The organism is Pseudonocardia sp. ZF1, assembly GCF_056835605.1.
The window spans coordinates 5014995-5035304 of sequence record NZ_JAJNBY010000001.1 but is presented as its reverse complement, the minus strand read 5'-3'; the positions used below and the strand labels follow the sequence as shown (position 1 = coordinate 5035304).

The following is a 20310-nucleotide window of genomic DNA, read 5'->3' as shown; positions in this document are numbered from 1 at the left end:
CGATCCCTCCCGATTCCTCCCGGCGCCCCCCGGGGTTTCGCTCTCTGCTGCTGCCCACGGGCTGCCCGGAGAGCGCGAGGGCCTCCTCCTGACTGATCTTCCCGCCTCCACAACAGGCGGGCCCGGACGCAGCGATTACGCGCGCTGGCCGGGCCCTAGATCAGCCCAGGAGCTGACCCGTGAAGACCGTACTGAACGACGCCCCTGTTCCCGCCCATGACCACGCCGCGTGGTGCCGAGCCCACAGCGACGGCGGTAGGTGGGACCAGTACTGCGCCACCGAGGCCGCGGTGCTGGAACCGGCCGCCGGCGCCGCGTGTGACCCGATGACCACCTACCTGTTCCTGCACCAGCCGATGAGCCGCGACCACCACGGCACCGAGTGGGTGGTGGACGCACCTCAGATCGTCGTCGGGGTCGCCGAGACCCTGACCGAGGCGGGTGACCGGCCGGTGTTCGCCGAGTCCGTGCTGACCCCCGCCGAGGCAAGGCAGGCCGCGGCGGAGCTGCTGAACCTCGCCGATCTCGCCGAGACGGCCACGGGGCGGTGCGCGCGATGAGCATCCCCATCTTCGACCCGGCCGACGTTGCGCTGCTGGCGTCCGAGCTGCGTTGCCCTTCCTGGTGCATCGCCGATCCGAACCACGGGATCACCGTCGACGACATTCAGACGGCTGGCGGGATCTACCGGCATCACCGTGGCGTGGAGATCCTGGCGGTCGAGCGCCCGAAGTTCTCTCAGCATCCGGTCACGGTGCAGGTCGAGCAGTACGTCGACTTGGATCCGGCCGATGGGATCACGGTCGACGAGCCTGTGGTGTGCGTCCGCGGCGCCGGCGGGGCTGAGCCCGGTCTGACCGTCGCGGAGGCTGCCGCGTTGGCCCGGGCGGTCACCGTGGCCGTGACGGCGCTGGGCGGTGAGGTGTGATGCCGCGCCGCGCGTGGTTCCTGGCCGTCCTCGCTTACCTCGTGTCCGTGCTGGCCGTGGTGCAGGTGCAAACGGCGTCGATGCTGATCCTGCTGGCCGGGTCCGCGGTCATGGCCGTGGGCGCCTACGCGGTGACCCGCCGGGAGCGGATCGTGGGTGGTCGGCGGTGAAGCGGATCGTGCAGACCGTCCTGGTCCTGGCCGCGATCGGCTGCGCTCTGGTCCTGTCGGGTACCGCGACCGTGGCGCTGGCCGCGGCGGTGAACGTGCCCGGGTGGGCGCACCCCGCCGCGGTGGGCATCGTCGAGGTCGTCGCGGTCACCGGGACGTGGTTGTGGGTGACCGAGCCGCGGCTGCGGTGGGAGGCCGCGACGGCGGTGGTCCTGGCGTCGGCGGTGTCCGGGTACGCCGGGGTGCACGCCTACGGCGTCTTCGGGCTGGTGGGTCCGGTCGGCGCGATCGTGACGACCCACCTCGTCGCCAGGGCATGGACCGTCCCGGCAACCACCGGGCAGGGCCCGGTGGTCGACGAGGGTGCGGACACTGTCCGCACCCCTCAGCCGGATGGAGTCCAGACAATCTCCGACCTGCACCAGTCGGAGGCTGGTTCAGATCTGGACCGCTCCCAAGGCGGTGCAGGCAACGGGCAGAACCAGGTGCTGGATGTGGACCGGGTCGACGTCCTGCTCGCCGACGGTGCCGGACGCCGGCGCCTCGCCCGCGAACTTGGCGTCACCGAACACCAGGCGCGGGAGCTCATCGCCGCCCGCCGCAACGGTCACCCGGTGATGACCCGATGAGCCGCCCGATGCTGTGGCGCACCCGGCGGGTGTGGCGGCGGGCGATCCGGGAGGTCCGGCCCGCCCGCCCCAACCCGTGGCCGAAGTGCCGCGGCTGCTTCCACCGCAACGACCCCGACGTCATCTGCAGGCTGTGCCGGCGCTGCCCCGGCTGCTGCACCACCTGCACCCGGTGCGCCCGCTGCGCGCGGGCGTGCCCCGGCCACCAGGAGGAGACCCGATGACCACCGTCCTGCTCTGCCTCATCGTGGCCGCGCTGATCGTGGGCGCGTTCACCAAGCCCGGGAAGACCCTCGTCGGCGGGTTCCTGCAGCGTGACCGCAAGGGCCGCCTCACCCTCGTCCTCACTCCCGCCAAGCGCCGGAAGCGGGGTGGGCGACGGTGAGCGACCTCGACACCGACGAGCAGACACCGGAGCTCGTCGACCAGATCCCCACCCCGCGCCCGACGGCGTTCGACCGGATCTCCGCCCACCGGGAGGCCACCAAGTCACCCGTGGTGGCGGAGTGGGTGCGGGACCGGGAGCAGCGGGCGCCGATCCTGCGGTGGGCCGCCGGCTACTCCTGGCACATTGTGCTGTTTCACCTGCTGCGTCTCCCGGTGTATGAGGCGAGGCTGCTGGCGCGGGCGCCGGTGGGCGCCTACCGGGTGCTGCGGGCGGTGTTCGACGCGCTCACCGACACCGAGGGCCGCCCGCTGCGGCTCTCCGCTGTCGAACGCGACGACGTCACCGAGTACCTCAAGCTCACCAAGGAGCGGAACGCCCGGATCCGGCACCGCGGGATCGCCGCCGCCGTGTTCACGTTCGTGCTGCTGGTGTCGGGGCTACTGGTGTGGCTGCTCGCGCCCGGGTGGGCGTGGTGGCTGCTCGCGCCCGGGTGGGCGTGGTGGCTGTTCCTCGCCACGACGGTGAACGCCCTCGGAGTGGTCGGGCGGAACCGGGAACGGCCGCTCGTGTCGAAGGCGACCACACCCGCCCACGTCGCGCCGCCGCTGCGGCAAGAAGCCGTCGAGATCGCGATCCGCGCGCTGCCCGGGATGAAGAAGGACGCCCTGATCGAGTACCCGGCGCCGATCATGCGGGACGGACCCGGGTGGCTGGCCACAATCCGGCTCCCCCACGGCTACACCGTCACCAAGGTTCTCGGTGCGAAGGAGGAACTCGCGAACGGGCTGCGCCGCCCGACCGGCGCGGTGTGGCCCGAGGGCGACGACGACGACGCCTCGATCCTGCGGCTGTGGGTCGGGTTCCAGCCGATGGGCAAGATGAAGCAGCCCGTATGGCCGCTGCTCAAGGCCGGCCGCGCGGACTTCTTCACCCCCGCCGCGTACGGCACCGACAAGCGAGGCCGGATCGTGAAGGTGGGGCTGTTCGAGAACAACATCGTCGTCGGCGCGATCCCGGGTGCCGGGAAGTCCGCGGCGGTGAGGGTCATCGCCTCCGCGGCCGCGCTCGACCCGACGGTGCAGCTGCGGCTGTGGTCGCTCAAGCAGAACGACTTCGCCGCCCTCGAGCGGGTGTCGCACACGTTCGGCTACGGCCTCACCGACGACGTCATCCAGGCCTGCCTGCAGGACCTGCACGCGGTCAAGGCCGAGATCGTGCGCCGCACCCAGGTGCTGTCCGCACAGCCGAAGGAGGACTGCCCCGACGGGAAGCTGACCCGAGAGCTCGCCAACAGGCGTGACCTCGGTTTGCAGCCGGTCGTGCTGGTCGTCGATGAATGCCAGAACTTGTTCAGCCACGAGACCTACGGCGGCGAGGCAGGCAAGGTCGCCATGGACATCATCCGGATGGGCCGCGCCTACGGCATCTCGTTGATCTTGTGCACGCAGCGGCCGGACACGACGAGCCTTCCCAAGGGGGTGTCCGCCAACGCCTCGGTGAAGATCTGCCTGCGGATGACCGACCACGTCGCCGTCGACATGGTCCTCGGCACCGGCGCCCACGGCCGCGGGTTGAAGGCGGAGCTGTTCAAGCAGTCCGAGCAGGGCGTCGGCTACGTCCTCGGCGCCACCGACGACGACCTGGTCGTCCGCTCGTTCTACCTGGACGCGCTGGTCGCGGACCGGATTGGGGAACGCGCCCACGAGCTCCGCGAAGCCGACAACCGCATCACCGGGCACGCCGCCGGCGTGGATGCGGACGAGGCGGAGAAGAAGGCCGCGGGCGTCGACCTGGTCGACGACCTCATCCAGGTGCTCGAGGGCCAGGGCCTGACGTGGATGTGGAACCAGGCCGCCGTCGGCGCGCTCGCCGTGCTGCGGCCGGAGGCGTGGGACGGGCTGAACGAGGCGTCACTGGGGCAGCTGCTGTCCCGGCGCGGTGTCCCCACGAAGCCGATCAACCGGAAGGACCCGCTCGACCCGAAGGGGTCCCCGCGGCGGAACCTCACCGGGTTCCAGCTCGACGACCTCAAGGCCGCCCGCGAGACCCGCACGGGGCATCTCAGGGCGCTCTAGGAAGGCCGTAGACGGGTCGACGCGTCAGCACTGGTGTGTTGACGCGTCGACCCGCATCCGTAGACCCAGCGCACACCGCTGACCTGCGATCATGCGAAGTGTTCGACCCGTCGACCTAGGTCATGTCGTTCGACGACCGAACCCCTCTATGAACTCCTCGAGAACGCGATCGAGTATCAGGTATTTGTTCCCGCAGAACTTCGCCGGCAGCTCGCCGGAGTGGATCCAGTCCCGCACCACGTCGGTGGAGACCCCGATCTCGTCGGCGCACTCCCGGACAGTTCTGGTCCTGCGCACAGGACGAGGCGTACTCATGCCCGACGACAGTGGCAGAGCTACCCTCAGCTGTCCCGCTTCCCCCGGGGCCTCACACGCTCGACGTCTACCCCGGGGGACAGCCATGAACGAACGAGACCGCCGCGCCGCTGACCGGCTCCGCCGCGAACAGACCACCGTCCGCGACGCCGCCGGCGTCATCCGCTCCGCGCCCGAACTCCACAACTGGGCCGGCCTCGACCGGCCGGAGATCGCGGACCCGCTCGCTGCACTGCTCGACCTCCTGTCCGAGCACCTCGCCACGATGGACGCGCAGTCGCGGCAGCACGTCGTCAGCGTCGCCTACGACTGCCTCGGCCAGCCCATGCAGCAGAGCAGGATCCGCCGCAGCCGGACACGATGACAAGCTCAGCACGCTTGGGTGGCATGCTTTGGCAAGAACATCCCAACGTGCTCGGCGCAATAGAACCGCCTCGAGCCAGCCGGAACCGGCACACCACACCGCCGGCACACCCGCGACGACACCCGATGCGGCAGAGCATCCCGACAGGAATCGCAGCGCAACCGAGCACGACCGCGGCCCGGCCGCTGCACCAGCTCCACGCCACATCCCAAGCAACCAGCCACGTTAGCCTCCTGACCTGCGCTTCTGCGGTGTCCCCCCGTGCCCCGGGGAGAGATTCAAACTTTCACTGCGGGGTCCGGCTGGGGGTCGATTGGGGCGATCTCGACCCCCCTCCTGACCTGCGGAAACGCAGCCGCGCTCCGCGTTTCCGCAGGTCAGAGGCATGTTGCCTGGGCGCCCAGGCGAGTAGGGGGGTCGCGATCACGTCATCGGCCGGTGAGGCGGACCCCGCAGTCGAAGTCTCGTCTCTCCCCACTGCCGAGAACTGGGCTCATCGGGGTGCTCCGAACAGGCCGAGGCTGCCCTGCGTGCGGCAGAGGCGGGCGACCTCGGCTGCTGTGTCGCGTGGTGTGCCGCCGGCTGCGATGTGCTGGTTGAGGATCAGGTCGCCTCGTGCGTGCGCGTTCAGCGCTGCGGTCTGGGCGGTGATGGCTGCGGTGAGTGCGCTCGTCTGTGCTCCGATGGCTGCGACGATCGACGCTGCCTGGCTGGTGACGGCGACGGTGGCGCCGGTGCTGGCTGCTGCTGCGGTGGTGGAGGTGCGGGACACCTGGCGTACCTGAGCGGGCGGGGTGATGACCTGCTTGTTCTGGACAGGTGCTGCGGACGCACGGCGGATGTAGTCCTCGAGGAACCGCTTCCCGTTGGCGTAGCTGTACCCGGCGCGCTCGCGAGCGTTGTGCAGGGCGTCGTTGTTCTGGCCGACGTAGGCGGGGGCGCCCTTCCATGTCCAGTCCTCGAACATCTGCCCTCGGGTGTTCATCCGGCCGAGGATCGCGCGGGCAGCGGACAGCATCCCGCCGTTCGCCATCCCGATCGCGTTGAGAGGGACGATCGCCTGACCCATCTCCTGTGCGGTGCGCCGCAGGATCGACATCGACCTGGGCGACCGGTTCACCGGGATGAAGGCTTCGTCGCCGCGCATCCGATCCCCGATCAGACGTGGCTGGCGGGCAGGGACGACTTCTGCCCGTGCCGGCGACATGGGCCGGAAGCCGCCCTGCGCGTACGCGGCGGGGGTGGCGTAACCACCCATCGCCCGGGTGGTGAGCCCGGCACCTGGCCGGAATGGGCGGTCGTTGTAGCGGACGTTGACGGTGTGGGTCGAGCTCGTGGGGCGCTGCAGTGCGGCGATCGCGTTGCGGGCGGCGGCGTCGTTCGCGTTGACGGTGATCGTGCCGGTGGATCCGTCGGCGTAACGCACCGAATAAGAGATCTTCCCGGTTGCTGGATTGTTGTTGGCGTCCAACGTCATCGTCGCGATCGTGCGGTTACCGATCGCGGCAGTGGTGCTGATCTTCCCGGTCGCCGGGTCGCTGTTGGCGAGGTAGGTCATCGTCGCCGACGAGCCGTTACCTATCCCGACTGTCGTCTGGATAGTGCCCTGTGCGGGGCTGCCGTCGGCCTTGAACAGCATCGTGGCGGTCGCCGAGTTGCCGGCGGCGACGGTTTCGGCGAGGCGGGCTCGGGCCTCGTCGGTGTTCGCGAAGATCCGGAAGGTCCCGTCCGGAAGCTGTTCGACCTGGAAGCCCATGTCGGTGAGCTTGGCTTTGGCCTCGTCGGTGAGGGCCTGGACCTTTACGTCCTTACCTGCGGGGACTGCGTCGATCTGCGCGTTGAGGGTGACGAGTTCGGCGGCGACACCGGTGGCGTTGGTGCGGATCTGGGTCTCGACCGCGGACGGGATCAATCCGAGCTGGTTGGCGAGCTCGGCTGCCTGTGGTGCGGCCATGCCGGCTGCGGTGGCCGACTCTATGAACTGCTGCCTGAGTCCGGCCATCTTCTCGCGGGCGGCGATCGCGCCCTGCTCGACACCGGACACGGCGGCGGTGGACCGGCCAACGTCCAGCGCCATCGTGGTGGCGCTGGCGCCGACTTGCTGGAGGCCGGCGGCCATCTCGGCGGTGACCGGTGCACCGGCGGCGAGCGCCGCGAACACCCGCAGTCCTTCGTTCCCGAGGGCCTTGAGGCCGTCGGTGAACCCGGCGGTGGCCTCTCGGACCTGGTCCGCTTGGGTCTTCGCTTCGGCGTACCGGCCGATGGCTTCCCCGAGCCGGGAGGCGACCTCCCCGGACGCCCCGCCGGTCCGGATCAAGGTGTCGACGAGCTCGCTGTTGGCGCGCTCGTTCTCCGTGATCCCGGCCGCGGAGTATCGGGCGGCGTCGCGCAGTCGATTCTGGGCGTCGACGTTGCCGTTCGCCGCGGCGACGACGTCCTGCAGCGACACTCCCCAGCTCCGCACCTGGGCGGCGTTCTCCTGCCATGCCGGGGACTGCTCGATGGCCCGCTGGGTGACCTGGTTGAGCTTCTCGGCGAGTTGCTGCTGCGCTGGGATCGAGCCGGTGGTGGCGTCCACCCACGTCTGAGACGAGATCCCGAGCTGATCGAGCGCGGTCGCGAGTGACGTGGTTCCGTCGGCGAGCTTGACCTGGGTCAGCTCTTGGGCCTTGATCTCGCGGGTCGCTGCGGTGGCCGATCCGGTGACCTTGTCGAAGCTCCCGGCCAACTCGTCGACCTTGGCCTTGTTGGCCTCGGCGGCGCGGGCGGCTTCGGCGTTGCGGTCGGACCAGATCTGCAGGGCGATGCCGGCGGCGGCGAGCCCGATACCGAGGATCCCGCCGGCGCCGAGGGACCTACCCAACGTGCTGATCGCACCCAGGGCGCCTCCACCGGAGGCTTGCCGGCCCATCTGCCCGATCGCATCGCCGAAGGCGCGGACACGTCCGGCGATGGCCTGGACCCCGTCGACGACCTTGGCTGCGGCCCAGAACGCGCCGAACGCGATCGCTGCGGAGGTGAGGACGGGGGCGAGCGCGGCGACGACGTCGAGGAGACCGGAGATCAGCGGGGCGAGCCCGGACAGCGACGAGATCAGCGGGGCGACTTGCTGCGCGATCGCGGAGAACGCGGCGCCGGCGGACTGCAGGACCCCGGCGTCGGCGAGCGCCCGCACGACGTCACCGACAGCCGTGACGAGCGCTTCGATCCCGGGCAGCGCGGCTTGCACCCCGGCCTGGATGTCGCGGAACAGGCTGACCAGCGCGGACTGGCCCTGCGCGCTGTTGGTCAGTTCGGACATCTTGGCGGTGACCTGGTCGAGGGTGGCGAGGAAGTCGGCGCCGGAGTCGCGTGATGCCTTGAAGACGCCGCCGAGGGTGGAGCCGACGTTGCCGGCGATCGAACCGAGCTGGCCGAGGGCGTCGACGCCGCCGCGGATCCACGCCTCGAGCTCACCGCTGGCGCGAGCTTCGGAGATGAAGTCGGCGAACCGCTGTGCTGCGTCCCCCGCACCGGAAGACAAGTCCTTGAGGACGGATGCGCCGACGGAGCCGAGGTCGACGAACACCGACGTGAGCGGTGCCATCGTCTGCGCGGTGAGGTTCTCGACGGTGTGGGCGAGGTCGTCGAACATCGTGCGGACCGAGTCGACGGTGGATGCCTGCTCGAGGAACGCCGCCGCGCGGGTCGCACCGAAGTTGAATCCTTCAGCGACCTGAGCCATGGCGTCGGACAGGACCGGCAAGTAGGTGGTGCCGAGCCGGTCGATCTCATCGGCGAAGCCCTCAAAAAGCTCCGATTGGACCCGGTCGGCGAGGGTTTCCCAGATCGGCCCCAGATCACGCAGGGCCTGGGCGGCCTCACGTGCGGGTGGGGTGAGCTTCCCAAGGGCCTCTGCGGCCTTCTCACCGTCCGCTGAGACGGCGTCTCCGAAGTTCTGGAACCCGACGACGAGCGTCCCGATGGCGGCGGCGGCGGCTCCACCGGCGGCGGGGACGAGAAGAAGTGCACCGGATGCGGTGACTGCGGCGGCGCCGAGCGCGGCGATCTGGGGGGCTGCGGCGACGATCGCGGCCGGCAGCGCGAGGCTGGACATCGCCCGGCCGAGCGCGGCGAACTGGATGACGGTGTCAGCCAACGACTTGTCGATGTCGACCTTCACCCGCGCGGTGCGGCCGTCGAGGTTGTCGACCTCCGCGTCGACGACCTTCAAAGCGGCGATCGCGGCGGCGGTGTCGGTCTGAACCCGCACGTCCGTCGTCGAATCGCCCAGATCCTCGAGCTGCCGCTTCAGGTCCCGTAGCCGGGCGTCTGCCTCGGCCGCGTCGATGTCGACGCCGATCTCCGCGTTCTGCAGCCGCTGCAGTTCCGACCGGATCCGCGACAATTCCCGGTCGGCGTCCGACGAGTCGGCGGTGATCTCCAACTCGGGCAGGGTCTTCACCGCGGCCTCGAGGCGGCGACGCACATCGGTGGCGAACGCCCCGACCTGCTTCTCGGCGCCCTTCGTGTCGACGTCGAGCTTGATCGCGTCAAGCTTGACGTTCGACAGCGCCTTGACCGCGGCGAGGGTGTCGGCCTTGACCTTGATGTCGACCGACTCGGAGTTCAGGCGCTGCAGGCGGGCGGTGAGCTCCCGCAGACGGGCCTCAGCCTGCGCGGCGTCGATGTCGACGCCGATCTCCTTGTCGCGGAGGCTCTTCAGGTCCTTCTTGACCTGCGCGATCTCACGGTCCGCGTCCGAGGAGTCCGCGGTGATCTCGACGTCGGGGAGGTTCTTGACCGCCGTGTCGACCTTCTTACGAAGGTTCTTCGCGAACCGTTCGATCTTCTCTTCGGCGCGCTTGGTGTCGACGTCGACCTTCGGCTCGACCTTCTTACGGCCGAGCTCGTCCAACTCATCGGACAGGTCCTCGACCTTGTCCGCGACCTTCGCGAAAACCCGCGAAGCCTGGTCACGGGCGAGGATGTCGAAGGTCAGCGCCTCCTGAGACATCTGGTACTCGATTTCCCCGAGAGAAGTGCGGAACGCCTCGCGCCTCTCGGTTCACGAGGCGTGTTTCGCGCGAGGGCCGAGCCGAGCCCACCTGAACAGAAAACTCGGCTCGGTCCCTCACGCACCCCGGGAACCGGGAGAATCCCGGGGATTGGCGGTACTTCTGTGCCCACGAGCACCGCCGACCGGTCTACGGCGCACGATCAACACCGCAGACCGGAGCCTCAGAGGTTGCTGGTCGCGACCTCGCAGAACGCGGACGGTCGCAGGACGGCGTTGCCGTACCGGCCCTCCAGCCGCAACTTGGCCTGGTTCTTCTCGAACAGGTCACCACCAGTGGTGTTGACGTCGAGCTGGGAGTCCTCGCGGACGACCAGCTGCAGCCGGGACCAGTCACCGAGGATCGCGGTCCCGGCCGGCACTGCGACCGATCGCACGATCGGCAGGCTCCACACCGGGGCGGACTGGCCGAGCTGCTGCGACGGGCCCTGGAAGTAGTGGCGGGCGTTGGCGTCGGTGAGCAGGTCGAGGGTCTCGACGTCGGTGGGGTGGATGGCCCAGGCGTTGGGGACCTCGCCGGCGACCTCGAGAGTGGTCGCGGCCTTGCGCAGCGTCTCGAGCAGCGAGTTCGACCAGGCCTGGACAGCGACGCCGGAGGTCTGCAGCAGCCCGCGCATGTTCTCGCCGGTGCCGTCGCCGGACAGGACCTGCTCCTCGACCGCCCGCTTGAGGCCCTCCTCCATCTCGGAGACGAGGAACTCCTCGAGTTCGACGATGTCGGCGAGCAGGCGCAGCGGGATCGGCTCGGACACATGAGCAATGACCCGGACGCGGTCCTCGACCTCACCGAAGCTGTAGACCGAGGTCGGCTTGGTCGCGTTGTCGGCGACGGGGGCCGCGTTGTGGGTGCGGGCGGTCTGCTTCAGGTAGTTGAAGACGTTGCCCTCGGTGAGGGGGCGGCGATTGACGAGCAGGTCGAGGAGCCGGGTCGGGTAGTCGGGGAGCCGGTCGATGCCGGGCTGCAGGACGGAGCCGACCTCGTACTGGCCTGAGACGACGGCCTTGCGGCCTTGCGACGAGTTGAGGGCGGCGACGTGGGTCGCGGTCGACTTCGCCCACTCGCCGGCGAGGGCCTTCCCGCGGATCGACCACTCGGGCGGCGCCTCGGAGGCTCCGGCGGTGAGGCTGCGGATGGTGTCGCGGACGGCCTGGTCGCCGTTGACCTGTCGGGTCTTCGCCTCAGTGAGCTTGGCCTGCTCGATCGCGTCCTTCGCCGACTTGGCGCGGGCGATGAGGTCGTTGACCTGGTCGCGCTCAGCGGTGGTGTAGTCGCGGTTCTCGCGCTCCACCCGGTCGGTGATGGCGCGGGCGCTGTCGAGGTTCGACTTCATGGCCGCAGTGAAATCAGCCTTGGTAGGCATGGTGTGTCCTTCGCGATGTCAGCAGGGACCGCGGGGCGGGCTACTCGCTGGCTCGGCTGCCGACATGGGAATCGGGGGCCGGCGGGCGGTGCTCATTCGCCTGGCGGGGATGGTCTCGGGCTGACGGACCGGGACTGGCGAGGCGGGCCGCTGAGAGTCGGCGGGCCTCACGGATCAAATCCGGCTGGTCAAAATTGATCGCCTTGCAGTTGTTGCGGTGAAGCGTAGCGGATCAGTCGGACTTGTACGACCGTCCGGTTGCTCGACTGCCGAGCAACTCCCCGTTCTCGTAGAGGTCGAGTCGTCCGGTTCCGTCGTCGAAGATGCGGTGGCGTCCGGTCCCGATTTCCGTGGTCAGGAAGTTGCCGGTGTCGGTGTGCAACACGATTCCCTCGGCGCAGTGGTAGCCGGTGATGACGGTGCCGAGGATCCCGTCGGGGAGGTGCTTCCGGGAGAGGTCGACGGCATGCCAAAGCTCGTACGCGTTGGCTTCGTCGCTCATGCCGGATCCTGAATGGTCTCGACGCGGCGGACGATCTCGCGGCCGTCCCGCCACGCCGTGAGTTCGACCTGGCCGGGGCCGACGACGCGGGTCCGGGTGACGAACGCGTTCCCGGTTTCGGCGTCGACCTCGAGGGCGTACCGGTGGTCGTCGTCGGTGATGACGACGCGGCCGCCGTGAATGAGGTTGGGTGTGCCGGCGGGTTCGTCCCGGGGGACGTGCGCCGCGATTGCCTCGACGCAGCCGAGCGCCTCGGCCTGGGAGCAGTCGATCAGGTACACGATCAGTCCTTGTCTGGCTTGTAACACGATGCGCGTCCTACAAGCCTCTGAGCTGGGAAAATAACACTCGTAACGGATGTAACTGGGTGCAGCGGGGGCTCCGCGAACCCAACACCGTCAGTCCTCGTCGTCGTCCTGACCTGGCAACCCAACAGTTCCAACAGACCCAACAGGGCTGTCGGGGCCAACAAGTCGGAGACCCCTGTTAGCACCGTTGGGTGTGTTGGTTTGTTGGTTTGTTGGGGCGTAGCGGCCACGTCCGAGCTTCTCGATTCGACCGGACCTGTGGAGGCGCCCGAGGTAGACGGAGAGCTCCTTGGCGTCCATGCCGATCTTCTCGGCGAGGTCCTTCGGGCCGATCCCGGCTGGGTCGGTGATGGCGTCGATGATCTCGCCGCTGCGGTCGCTGACCCCGGCCTTTACATGACGGGCGGCAGCCGCCTCGCGGGCCCGGTCGAGCGAGCCGCCCACGAGATGCCACAAACCGCGATCGGACTTCTGGACGAGATACTCGGCCTCCCAGACGTCGCGGCCGGTGACCTTCAGGACGCCCTCCTCGTCGCTGCGCTGACGAGACAAGACAACGGTTGTGTCCGCGGCGCCGGTGATGCCTGCGGTGCCGGAAACCCCGTCGACGAAGTCCTCGGCGGCCATCTTCCGGGTGTGGTGCACGCAGATGATGGAGCTGCCCGGGATGGCGTCTGCCAACTGCTTGAACCGGCCGATCGCGCGGTAGTCTCGCTCGTAGGCGGACTCGCCGGAGTGAGCTTTGGGCATCACCTTCGCTAGCGTGTCGATCAGGACGACCGGCTTCTCGTGGGAGGCGCGTTCCATCCATTCGGCCACAGTTTCGAGGCCCATGTTTGGCTCGATCTCAAGCTGCATTTCTAGGTCGTCGGGGATCTTCTCGCCGTCACGAAGCAACGAGCGGGCGCGGGACTGCAGCCGACGCCACCCGTCCTCCAGCGCCAGGTACAGCACCGGCCGGGCAGGACCGGGGTCGAGGCAGTCAAACGCCTCGGTGCCGGCGGACACGGACAGCCCGACGTGAAGCGACAGCCAGGACTTTCCCACCTTCGGTGGCCCGGCGAGCACGGTCAGTCCCTCGGGGAAGATGCCGGGGATCGCGTACTTCAGCTCGGGGAACTCTTGCTTGTCCAACCAGGTGCCGGTGCGGAGTCCGTCGAGCAGGGACGGCGTGGGTGTCTCGACGACGGCGCTGGCCGCGTAGGGGTCGGGGTACGTCTTCTGGGACGGGTCCACGACGCGCGGGGAGCGGGTGCTGGTCATCGGGCGTTTCCACCTCCTTCGCGCCATCCGGGCGGGCCGTCAGCGCCGTACTTCACCCACAGCTCGGGGACGCCGGTGGGCGGGTAGCGCCACCGCATCAGCTGCGACGGTCCGGCGATCTCCGCGTGGCGGTGGTAGGCGCAGTTGTAGGGGTCGTCGAGCTGCTTGCCAGCGCGGAGCGTGGCGACCTCGACACCACTGAGGGCGGCGATCAGGAAGGTGTCGCCCGGCTGGAACATCGACAGGGCGGCGGCGAGCTCGACCGCATTGAAGGTGTCGCGCAACCGGGCCTGCAGCTCCCGAGGAGTCTCGCGGCCCCGCTGGCGCTGGCGGGGAAAGTCGATGACGCTCACGCCGCCTCCCCAAGCCGGGCCGCGGGCTGCTGCAACGCGATCTTGTACGGGCGTCCACACGAACCGGTGCGGGTCGCCCCGTCAGCGTTCGCCGCAGCGCCGGCGCGGTGGATGTGCAGGTGGCGGCACCACGGGCAGCGCCGGACCAAGACGCAGCCGAGGGTCCGCCGGCCACCGGGGGGATGCCATTCGCCGACCGCGACCGGAAGGCGAGTCGGCGCGCTACTGTGCTCAGAGGCTGTGGAGGCCGCGAGTAAGGGGCTGGCGCTGGCCGGGGTGGTGACCCGGCCGGCGCCGTTCTTGTTTCTCACGCCGCGTCGCCCCCCTCGAACCGAGGCTGCGCGGCCAGCCACTCATCGACGGCCTTCCGGGAGTAGCGAACCGATCCGTTGATCTTGACGAACGGCGGACCGACCTGGCGAGAGCGCCAGTTCTCGAGCGTCTTGATCTTGACCTGGAATACCTCGGCGAGCTGCTCGGCCTTCAACCAGTCCGTTGTCATCACGCTTCCCGTGTTAGTTGGATCAACTCGGAGTGAGTTGAAGCGACACGAAGCATGGGAGCACAGAGGGGTATCGGGAGTCAACTGGGGCATCTGGGTGTTGCTTCAATCCACATGTGCGCTACCGTCGAGGTGTGACAGACGAGCAGCCAGCCGTTCGACCTACGGCCGAGCCGATCACCGCGGTTATTGCTGATCGGGTTCGCTCTTTGCGTGTAGCCGCCGGCATGTCACAAGGGGACCTGGCCGACGCCATGTCGGCTCAAGGTGTCGACTGGAAACGGTCGACGGTCGTGAACCTGGAAAAGCGCGCCCCGGGAAGTCGGGGAGGCGGCACTGGGCGCGACGCCGTGACGGTGCAGGAGTTGCTCGCCTTGGCCCGCATCTTTGGAACCCCACCGACCATGCTGCTCGCTGACCCTCGCCACGTGGCGAATGTCGAAGTGGCTCGCGGGGTCTCGCTGCCTAGCTGGGATGCGCTGTTGTGGATCACCGGGATAGCTGCTGTCGAAGAAGCGACAGCAGGGGCTGAGTACACATCTGCTGCATGGCTGGTTGATGCCGGCTGGAGGATCGTTGGCGCGCTGGACGACCTCAGCAGAGGCGCTGGAGACGAAGTCGATAGGCGAGCTCTGAAGCAGATCGCCAACATGATGTTCCGGATTAGCGCGGCCGGAGCGCCGATGCCTGAGCTTCCGCTCGCCGACTTGCACCACCGCGCCGCAGCTCTCGATGTGCATCTTCCCGGAATGGACACCTGACGTGGGCTACATCCGGGACCGGTGGCGCGACCCCGCCCGCCACGGCAAGGGGAAGCGCTGGCAGGTCAAGATTCGTGTCGACGGCCGCGAGCGCGACGGCGGGACCTACGACGTCAAGGCGATCGCGAAGCGCCGTCTGACCGAGCTCGAGGCCGCCACTCAGCGGGGCCAGTGGGTGGACCTGACCGACCGCACCACGGTCACCGAAGCAGCCCGCGCCTACATCGCGACCCGCCCGTACAAGGCCGGGACGCTGGAGCGGACCGAAGGCTACGTCCGCAACCACGTCGCCGGCACCGACCTCGGCGCTCGACGGCTCACCGCGGTCCGGCCGTCCGACGTGCAGGCGTGGGTCACGGACCGCGCCGCGCACATGGCGCCCTCGACGTTGCGCGCCCTAGTCAAGTTCCTGCGGTCGGTGTTCCGTGCGGCCGTCGACGACCACCGCATCGCGCGCAGCCCGTTCGTCCGGATCACCCTGCCCCGCCACGAACAGGACCGCGTTGTCCCGCTGACCGTCGAGCAGGTGCGCGCCCTGGCCGCCGCCGTCGTCGTCCGGCACCGCGCGCTGATCATCACCCAGGCCGGCCTCGGGCTGCGCATCGGCGAGCTGCTGGCACTGCGGGCCCAGGACGTCGACTTCCTCCGGCGCACCGTGCGCGTCGAGCACCAGATCGACCGGCGCTCCCGTGAGCGCGTCCCGCCGAAGACCCCGCGCAGCCGCCGCACGGTCCCGCTGCCGACCGTCGTCGCCGAGGCCCTGGCCGAGCACCTGGCGGCGCACCCGGCGGCCCCCGACGGTCTGATCTTCCACACCGCCGAGGGCCGGCCGCTGCTCCAGGTGTACGTCAGCAGGGACGTGTTCGGCCCCGGGGTCCGGCGGGCCGGTCTACCGGACGGGACGACCAGCCACGACCTGCGCCACCACTACGCCTCGGTACTGCTCGCCGCCGGCGAGAGCGTGCTCGCCGTCGCCGAGCGCCTGGGCCACGAGGACGCGACGCTGGTGCTGACGACGTACGGCCACCTGATGCCGGACTCCGAGGACCGGACCCGGAAGGCCGTCGACGGGGCGTGGGCCGCGCTGCCCGCCGACGCTCCCGCTGCCCAGGTGCTGCCCGGATGATCTACGTCGTCGTGTTCTCGCTGGTCAGTGCCGCTGCGCTGCTCGCCGCTAGTAGTGCCAGGGGAACGGCGACCAGTCCGGGTCCCGCTTCTCCAGGAACGAGTCCCGGCCCTCCACCGCCTCGTCGGTCATGTAGGCCAGCCGGGTCGCCTCACCGGCGAAGAGCTGCTGGCCGACCAGGCCGTCGTCGGCGAGGTTGAAGGCGTACTTCAGCATCCGCTGGGCCTGCGGTGACTTGCCGTTGATCTCCGTCGCCCACTGCAGGGCCTCGGTCTCCAGGTCCGCGTGGTCGACCACCGCGTTGACCGCGCCCATGTGGTGCATCTGCTCGGCGCTGTAGGTGCGGCCGAGGAAGAAGATCTCCCGGGCGAACTTCTGCCCCACCTGGCGGGCCAGGTACGCCGAGCCGTAGCCGCCGTCGAACGAGCCGACGTCGGCGTCGGTCTGCTTGAAGCGGGCGTGCTCGCGGGAGGCGATCGTGAGGTCGGCGACGGCGTGCAGCGAGTGCCCGCCGCCGGCGGCCCAGCCGTTCACCACGGCGATGACGACCTTCGGCATGAACCGGATCAGCCGCTGGCACTCCAGGATGTGCAGCCGCCCGGCCCGGCCCTGCTCGACGGTCTCCGCGGTGTCCCCGGAGGCGTACTGGTAGCCGGTGCGGCCACGGATGCGCTGGTCGCCGCCGGAGCAGAAGGCGCGCTTGCCGTCCTTCGGGGAGGGGCCGTTCCCGGTCAGCAGCACCGCGCCCACGTCGGCGCTGGTCCGGGCGTGCTCCAGGGCGCGGTAGAGCTCGTCGACGGTGCCCGGCCGGAACGCGTTGAGGACCTCAGGACGGTCGAACGCGATCCGCACGGCGCCGGTGGCGCGGGCACGGTGGTAGGTGATGTCGCGGAAGTCGAACCCGTCGACCGGCGTCCAGGCGTCCGGGTCGAAGGTCTCGGAGACGGTCATGGCCGAACCCTAAGGACTCACTCCGCGACGAGCGGCGCCAGCCGTCGGGCCGCGGCCGGTGCGGGGCCCGGGCCGGGCCACCCGGTGTCGCCGCCGGCGTCCCACACCGCGGACAGCACGCACACCGCGTACCCCCACGCGACGGCGCGGTCCCACCCGATCCCGACGGCGATCCGGATCACCGCAACCGCGTTCCCGTCGACGGGAGGGGCCCGGGGACCGCGGGGTAGCGTCATCTCCCAGCCCCGGGCCGTCGCAGGTGCCGGAGTCTGCGCCGAGAGGAGCCCCGTGACCACCGACAGCGCCGCGCGTCCCACCACCGCGAGGAGCGAAGGCGGATCGCGTTCGACCACCGCGTACCGCGCCCTGGAGAACGACCTGCGTGCCGCCATCGGCGGTGAGGTCCGGTTCGACGCGGGCAGCCGCGCGATGTGGTCGGCGGACGCCTCGAACTACCGGGGCGTCCCGATCGGCGTGATCTCCCCGCGCGACGCCGCCGACGTCGAGGCCGCCGTCGCCGTGTGCCGCACCCACGACGTGCCGGTGCTGCCGGTCGGGTCGCGCACCTCCATCGCGGGCCAGGCCGTCAACACCGCGGTCGCGATGGACTTCCGCACGCACATGGACGCGATCCTGTCCGTGGACCCCGACGCCCGGACCGCGACCGTGCAGCCCGGCGCCGTCTGCGACGCCGTGCGCGACGCCGGCAAGCCGCACGGCCTGACGTTCGGCCCGGACCCGTCGACGCACAACCGCTGCTCGATCGGCGGGATGATCGGCAACAACGCCTGCGGCTCGCACTCGGTGGCCTGGGGCAAGACCGTCGACAACGTCGCATCGCTGGAGGTCCTCACCTACCGCGGCGAGCGGCTCGTGCTCGGCGGCGACGGCACCGAGACCGGCGCGATCCCGGACGCGCTGCGTGCGCTGGGCGCGCGGGTCGCCGACGACGTCGAGAAGCACGTTCCCGAGCTGACCCGGCGGGTGTCGGGCTACAACCTCGACCAGCTCGTCCCGGGCAACGTGAACCTGGCCAAGGCGCTGGTCGGCACCGAGGGCACCTGCGCGACGATCCTGTCCGCGACCGTCGACCTCGTCGAGTCCCCGCCCGCACGGGCGCTGGCCGTGCTCGGCTTCCCCGACGCCTACCACGCCGCGGACAACGTGATGATCGTCCGCGAGCACTCGCCGTTGACGATCGAGGGCATGGACGCCGGGCTGATCGCCTCGCTGCGCGCCCTGCGCCCGAACGAGACGACGAGCCGGATGCTCCCCGAGGGCAAGGGCTGGCTCTACGTCGAGACCGGCGGGGCCACCCGCGCCGAGGCCGAGGCGGCCGCGCAGGCCGTCGCCGACGCCATGAGGGCGTACACGACCGGTGCGGTCGTCGTCGGCGAGCCGGCCCGGATGGCCGCGCTGTGGAAGATCCGCGAGGAGGGCGCCGGCCTGCTGACCCGCTCGCCCGAGGGCGGCGAGGCCTGGCCCGGCTGGGAGGACGCCGCCGTCCCGCCGGAGCGCTTCGGCGCCTACCTGCGCGAGTTCGACAAGGTCCTGGAGGACCACGGCCGCAAGGGCATCTACTACGGGCACTTCGGCGACGGCTGCCTGCACGTCCGGATCGACTTCGACCTGCTCAGCAAGCCCGGCGTGCAGAACTTCCGGGACTTCATGACCGCGGCCGCGGACCTCGTCGTCGCGCACGGCGGGTCGCTGTCCGGTGAGCACGGCGACGGCCAGGCCCGCGCCGAGCTGCTCCCGCGGATGTACCCGCCGCAGATCATCACCGCGTTCGAGGACTTCAAGGGGATCTGGGACCCGGACGACCGGATGAACCCCGGCCGCGTCGTGCGCCCGGCGACGATGGACGAGAACCTGCGCGTCCAGCTCGGCATGCCGACCATGCCCGACGAGCCGAAGCTGGCCTTCGGCCACGACCGCGGCTCCTTCCACCGGGCCACCCGCCGCTGCCTGGGCGTCGGCAAGTGCGCCGTCGACACCGGATCGGGGGTCATGTGCCCCAGCTGGAACGTGACCAAGGAGGAGAAGCACTCCACCCGCGGACGCGCCCGGCTGCTGTTCGAGATGGCGAACGGCGAGATCATCACCGACGGCTGGCAGTCCGACGAGGTCGCCGAGTCCCTCGACCTGTGCCTGTCCTGCAAGGGCTGCAAGTCCGACTGCCCGGTCGGGGTCGACATGGCCTCGTACAAGACCGAGTTCCTCGCGAACCGCTACCACCGGAAGCTGCGGCCGCGGTCGCACTACTCGATGGGCGCGCTCCCGCGCTGGCTGCGCGCGGTCGGGGTGCTGCCGGCCGCCGCCGTTGACGGGGTGAACCGGCTCGCGCAGGTGCCGTTGCTGGCGAAGGTCGCGAAGAAGGCGGGCGGGATCGACGCCCGTCGCGCCATCCCGCCGATCGCCCGGGAGACCTACACCGCCCGTGCCGCCCGCGGGCTGCCGATGTCGACGGTGCCGGACCTCGGCGTCGCACCCGGCAGCCGCGGCCCGCTGCTGCTGTGGACCGACACCTTCACCGACCACTTCGACCCGGAGATCGCGGCCGACGCCGTCGCGGTCCTCACCGGGCTCGGGTACCGGGTCGAGCTGCCCCCGAAGAACGTGTGCTGCGGGCTGACCTGGACCTCCACCGGCCAGGTCACCGCGGCCCGCCGGGTGCTGGCCCGCAGCCTGCGCGCGATCGGGCCGGCGCTCGACGCCGGCATCCCGGTCGTCGGGCTGGAGCCGTCCTGCACCGCCGCGCTGCGCAGCGACGCCGCGGAGCTGCTGCCCGACGACCCGCGGGTGCCGCTGCTGGCGCGGCAGGTGTCGACCTTCGCCGAGCTGCTGGCCCGGCACGCCGACGAGCTGTCGGCCGTCGCGGGGACCGGGAACGGTGCCGCGCTGGTGCAGATCCACTGCCACCAGCACGCCGAGCTGGGCTCCGAGCCCGACCGGGCGGTGCTCGCCGCGCTCGGCGTCGACGCCACCGTGCTCGATTCCGGCTGCTGCGGCCTGGCCGGCAACTTCGGGTTCGAGGACGGCCACTACGACGTGTCGATGGCGTGCGCCGAGCGGGCCCTGCTGCCCGCGCTGCGCGCCGCCGACGAGACCGTGGACCTGCTCGCCGACGGCTACTCCTGCCGCACCCAGGTCCGCCAGGCCGGGGAACGGGAACCGGTGCACCTGGCCCAGATCGCCTACCGCTCCCTGCGAGGGTGATCGCCGGCGGCGAGGGGGCCGGTGCCGGATCCGGCACCG

At 70.2% G+C, this 20310-nt stretch carries 21 protein-coding genes; 11 read left to right on the top strand and 10 right to left on the bottom strand.

Features of this window, described 5'->3' with window-relative positions; translation table 11 throughout:
- Nucleotides 1-179: 179 nt before the first annotated feature.
- From ZF1_RS24220 to ZF1_RS24190, 7 genes are read left to right on the top strand one after another with little or no spacing between them, the layout of a single operon-like run.
- Nucleotides 180-560, top strand: coding sequence for a hypothetical protein (locus ZF1_RS24220; RefSeq protein WP_482638416.1), 381 nt, complete (start codon nt 180-182; stop codon nt 558-560).
- Nucleotides 557-928: a DUF6907 domain-containing protein gene (locus tag ZF1_RS24215; RefSeq protein WP_482638415.1), complete on the top strand. Its 372-nt coding sequence runs from the start codon at nt 557-559 to the stop codon at nt 926-928. The genes ZF1_RS24220 and ZF1_RS24215 overlap by 4 nt, the downstream gene beginning before the upstream one ends.
- Nucleotides 928-1098 carry a hypothetical protein gene (locus ZF1_RS24210; RefSeq protein WP_482638414.1) on the top strand — a complete coding sequence of 57 codons (171 nt, stop codon included), beginning with the start codon at nt 928-930 and terminating at the stop codon, nt 1096-1098. The genes ZF1_RS24215 and ZF1_RS24210 overlap by 1 nt, the downstream gene beginning before the upstream one ends.
- Nucleotides 1095-1727: a hypothetical protein gene (locus tag ZF1_RS24205; protein ID WP_482638413.1), complete on the top strand. Its 633-nt coding sequence runs from the start codon at nt 1095-1097 to the stop codon at nt 1725-1727. Before ZF1_RS24210 ends, ZF1_RS24205 begins: the two co-directional genes overlap by 4 nt.
- Nucleotides 1724-1951 (top strand): hypothetical protein, encoded by a 228-nt coding sequence (locus tag ZF1_RS24200; RefSeq protein ID WP_482638412.1) that lies wholly within the window; start codon nt 1724-1726, stop codon nt 1949-1951. Before ZF1_RS24205 ends, ZF1_RS24200 begins: the two co-directional genes overlap by 4 nt.
- Nucleotides 1948-2112, top strand: a complete 165-nt coding sequence (locus ZF1_RS24195) for a hypothetical protein (protein ID WP_482638411.1) — start codon at nt 1948-1950, stop codon at nt 2110-2112. The genes ZF1_RS24200 and ZF1_RS24195 overlap by 4 nt, the downstream gene beginning before the upstream one ends.
- Nucleotides 2109-4190, top strand: a complete 2082-nt coding sequence (locus ZF1_RS24190) for a P-loop NTPase family protein (protein ID WP_482638410.1) — start codon at nt 2109-2111, stop codon at nt 4188-4190. Before ZF1_RS24195 ends, ZF1_RS24190 begins: the two co-directional genes overlap by 4 nt.
- A gap of 120 nt (nt 4191-4310) precedes the next feature.
- On the opposite strand, the gene ZF1_RS24185 is transcribed toward ZF1_RS24190, so the two are convergent.
- Entirely contained in the window at nt 4311-4487 is a 177-nt protein-coding gene (locus tag ZF1_RS24185) for an excisionase family DNA-binding protein (RefSeq protein WP_482638409.1), read from the bottom strand.
- A gap of 103 nt (nt 4488-4590) precedes the next feature.
- On the opposite strand from ZF1_RS24185, the gene ZF1_RS24180 reads away from it, so the two are divergent.
- Nucleotides 4591-4869 carry a hypothetical protein gene (locus tag ZF1_RS24180; RefSeq protein ID WP_482638408.1) on the top strand — a complete coding sequence of 93 codons (279 nt, stop codon included), beginning with the start codon at nt 4591-4593 and terminating at the stop codon, nt 4867-4869.
- A gap of 493 nt (nt 4870-5362) precedes the next feature.
- On the opposite strand, the gene ZF1_RS24175 is transcribed toward ZF1_RS24180, so the two are convergent.
- The 7 genes from ZF1_RS24175 to ZF1_RS24145 form a co-directional block, all read right to left on the bottom strand.
- Entirely contained in the window at nt 5363-9865 is a 4503-nt protein-coding gene (locus tag ZF1_RS24175) for a hypothetical protein (protein WP_482638407.1), read from the bottom strand.
- Nucleotides 9866-10089: 224 nt separating this feature from the next.
- The gene (locus ZF1_RS24170; RefSeq protein WP_482638406.1) at nt 10090-11286 is read right to left on the bottom strand and encodes a phage major capsid protein; all 1197 of its coding nucleotides are present in this window, start codon (nt 11284-11286) and stop codon (nt 10090-10092) included.
- Between the two features lie 232 nt (nt 11287-11518).
- Complete coding sequence (locus ZF1_RS24165) at nt 11519-11788, bottom strand: hypothetical protein (RefSeq protein WP_482638405.1); 270 nt, start codon at nt 11786-11788, stop codon at nt 11519-11521.
- On the bottom strand, nt 11785-12069 hold the full coding sequence (locus ZF1_RS24160) for a hypothetical protein (protein ID WP_482638404.1): 285 nt from the start codon (nt 12067-12069) through the stop codon (nt 11785-11787). Before ZF1_RS24160 ends, ZF1_RS24165 begins: the two co-directional genes overlap by 4 nt.
- Nucleotides 12070-12186: 117 nt before the next feature.
- Complete coding sequence (locus ZF1_RS24155) at nt 12187-13359, bottom strand: AAA family ATPase (protein ID WP_482638403.1); 1173 nt, start codon at nt 13357-13359, stop codon at nt 12187-12189.
- Nucleotides 13356-13712: a hypothetical protein gene (locus ZF1_RS24150; RefSeq protein ID WP_482638402.1), complete on the bottom strand. Its 357-nt coding sequence runs from the start codon at nt 13710-13712 to the stop codon at nt 13356-13358. The genes ZF1_RS24155 and ZF1_RS24150 overlap by 4 nt, the downstream gene beginning before the upstream one ends.
- Before the next feature lie 307 nt (nt 13713-14019).
- Nucleotides 14020-14214, bottom strand: a complete 195-nt coding sequence (locus ZF1_RS24145) for a helix-turn-helix transcriptional regulator (protein ID WP_482638750.1) — start codon at nt 14212-14214, stop codon at nt 14020-14022.
- 134 nt (nt 14215-14348) lie between these two features.
- Between ZF1_RS24145 and ZF1_RS24140 the strand changes: the two genes are divergently transcribed.
- Both ZF1_RS24140 and ZF1_RS24135 read left to right on the top strand, forming a co-directional pair.
- On the top strand, nt 14349-14975 hold the full coding sequence (locus ZF1_RS24140) for a helix-turn-helix transcriptional regulator (protein WP_482638401.1): 627 nt from the start codon (nt 14349-14351) through the stop codon (nt 14973-14975).
- Between the two features lies 1 nt (nt 14976).
- On the top strand, nt 14977-16101 hold the full coding sequence (locus tag ZF1_RS24135; RefSeq protein WP_482638400.1) for a tyrosine-type recombinase/integrase: 1125 nt from the start codon (nt 14977-14979) through the stop codon (nt 16099-16101).
- A 48-nt stretch (nt 16102-16149) separates the two neighbouring features.
- Here the strand turns inward: ZF1_RS24135 and ZF1_RS24130 are convergent, their stop codons facing one another.
- Both ZF1_RS24130 and ZF1_RS24125 read right to left on the bottom strand, forming a co-directional pair.
- Nucleotides 16150-17052 (bottom strand): 1,4-dihydroxy-2-naphthoyl-CoA synthase, encoded by a 903-nt coding sequence (locus tag ZF1_RS24130; RefSeq protein ID WP_073576551.1) that lies wholly within the window; start codon nt 17050-17052, stop codon nt 16150-16152.
- Nucleotides 17053-17069: 17 nt separating this feature from the next.
- On the bottom strand, nt 17070-17234 hold the full coding sequence (locus tag ZF1_RS24125) for a hypothetical protein (RefSeq protein ID WP_157818351.1): 165 nt from the start codon (nt 17232-17234) through the stop codon (nt 17070-17072).
- 184 nt (nt 17235-17418) lie between these two features.
- Between ZF1_RS24125 and ZF1_RS24120 the strand changes: the two genes are divergently transcribed.
- Nucleotides 17419-20271 (top strand): FAD-binding and (Fe-S)-binding domain-containing protein, encoded by a 2853-nt coding sequence (locus ZF1_RS24120; RefSeq protein WP_073576882.1) that lies wholly within the window; start codon nt 17419-17421, stop codon nt 20269-20271.
- Nucleotides 20272-20310 lie beyond the last annotated feature (39 nt).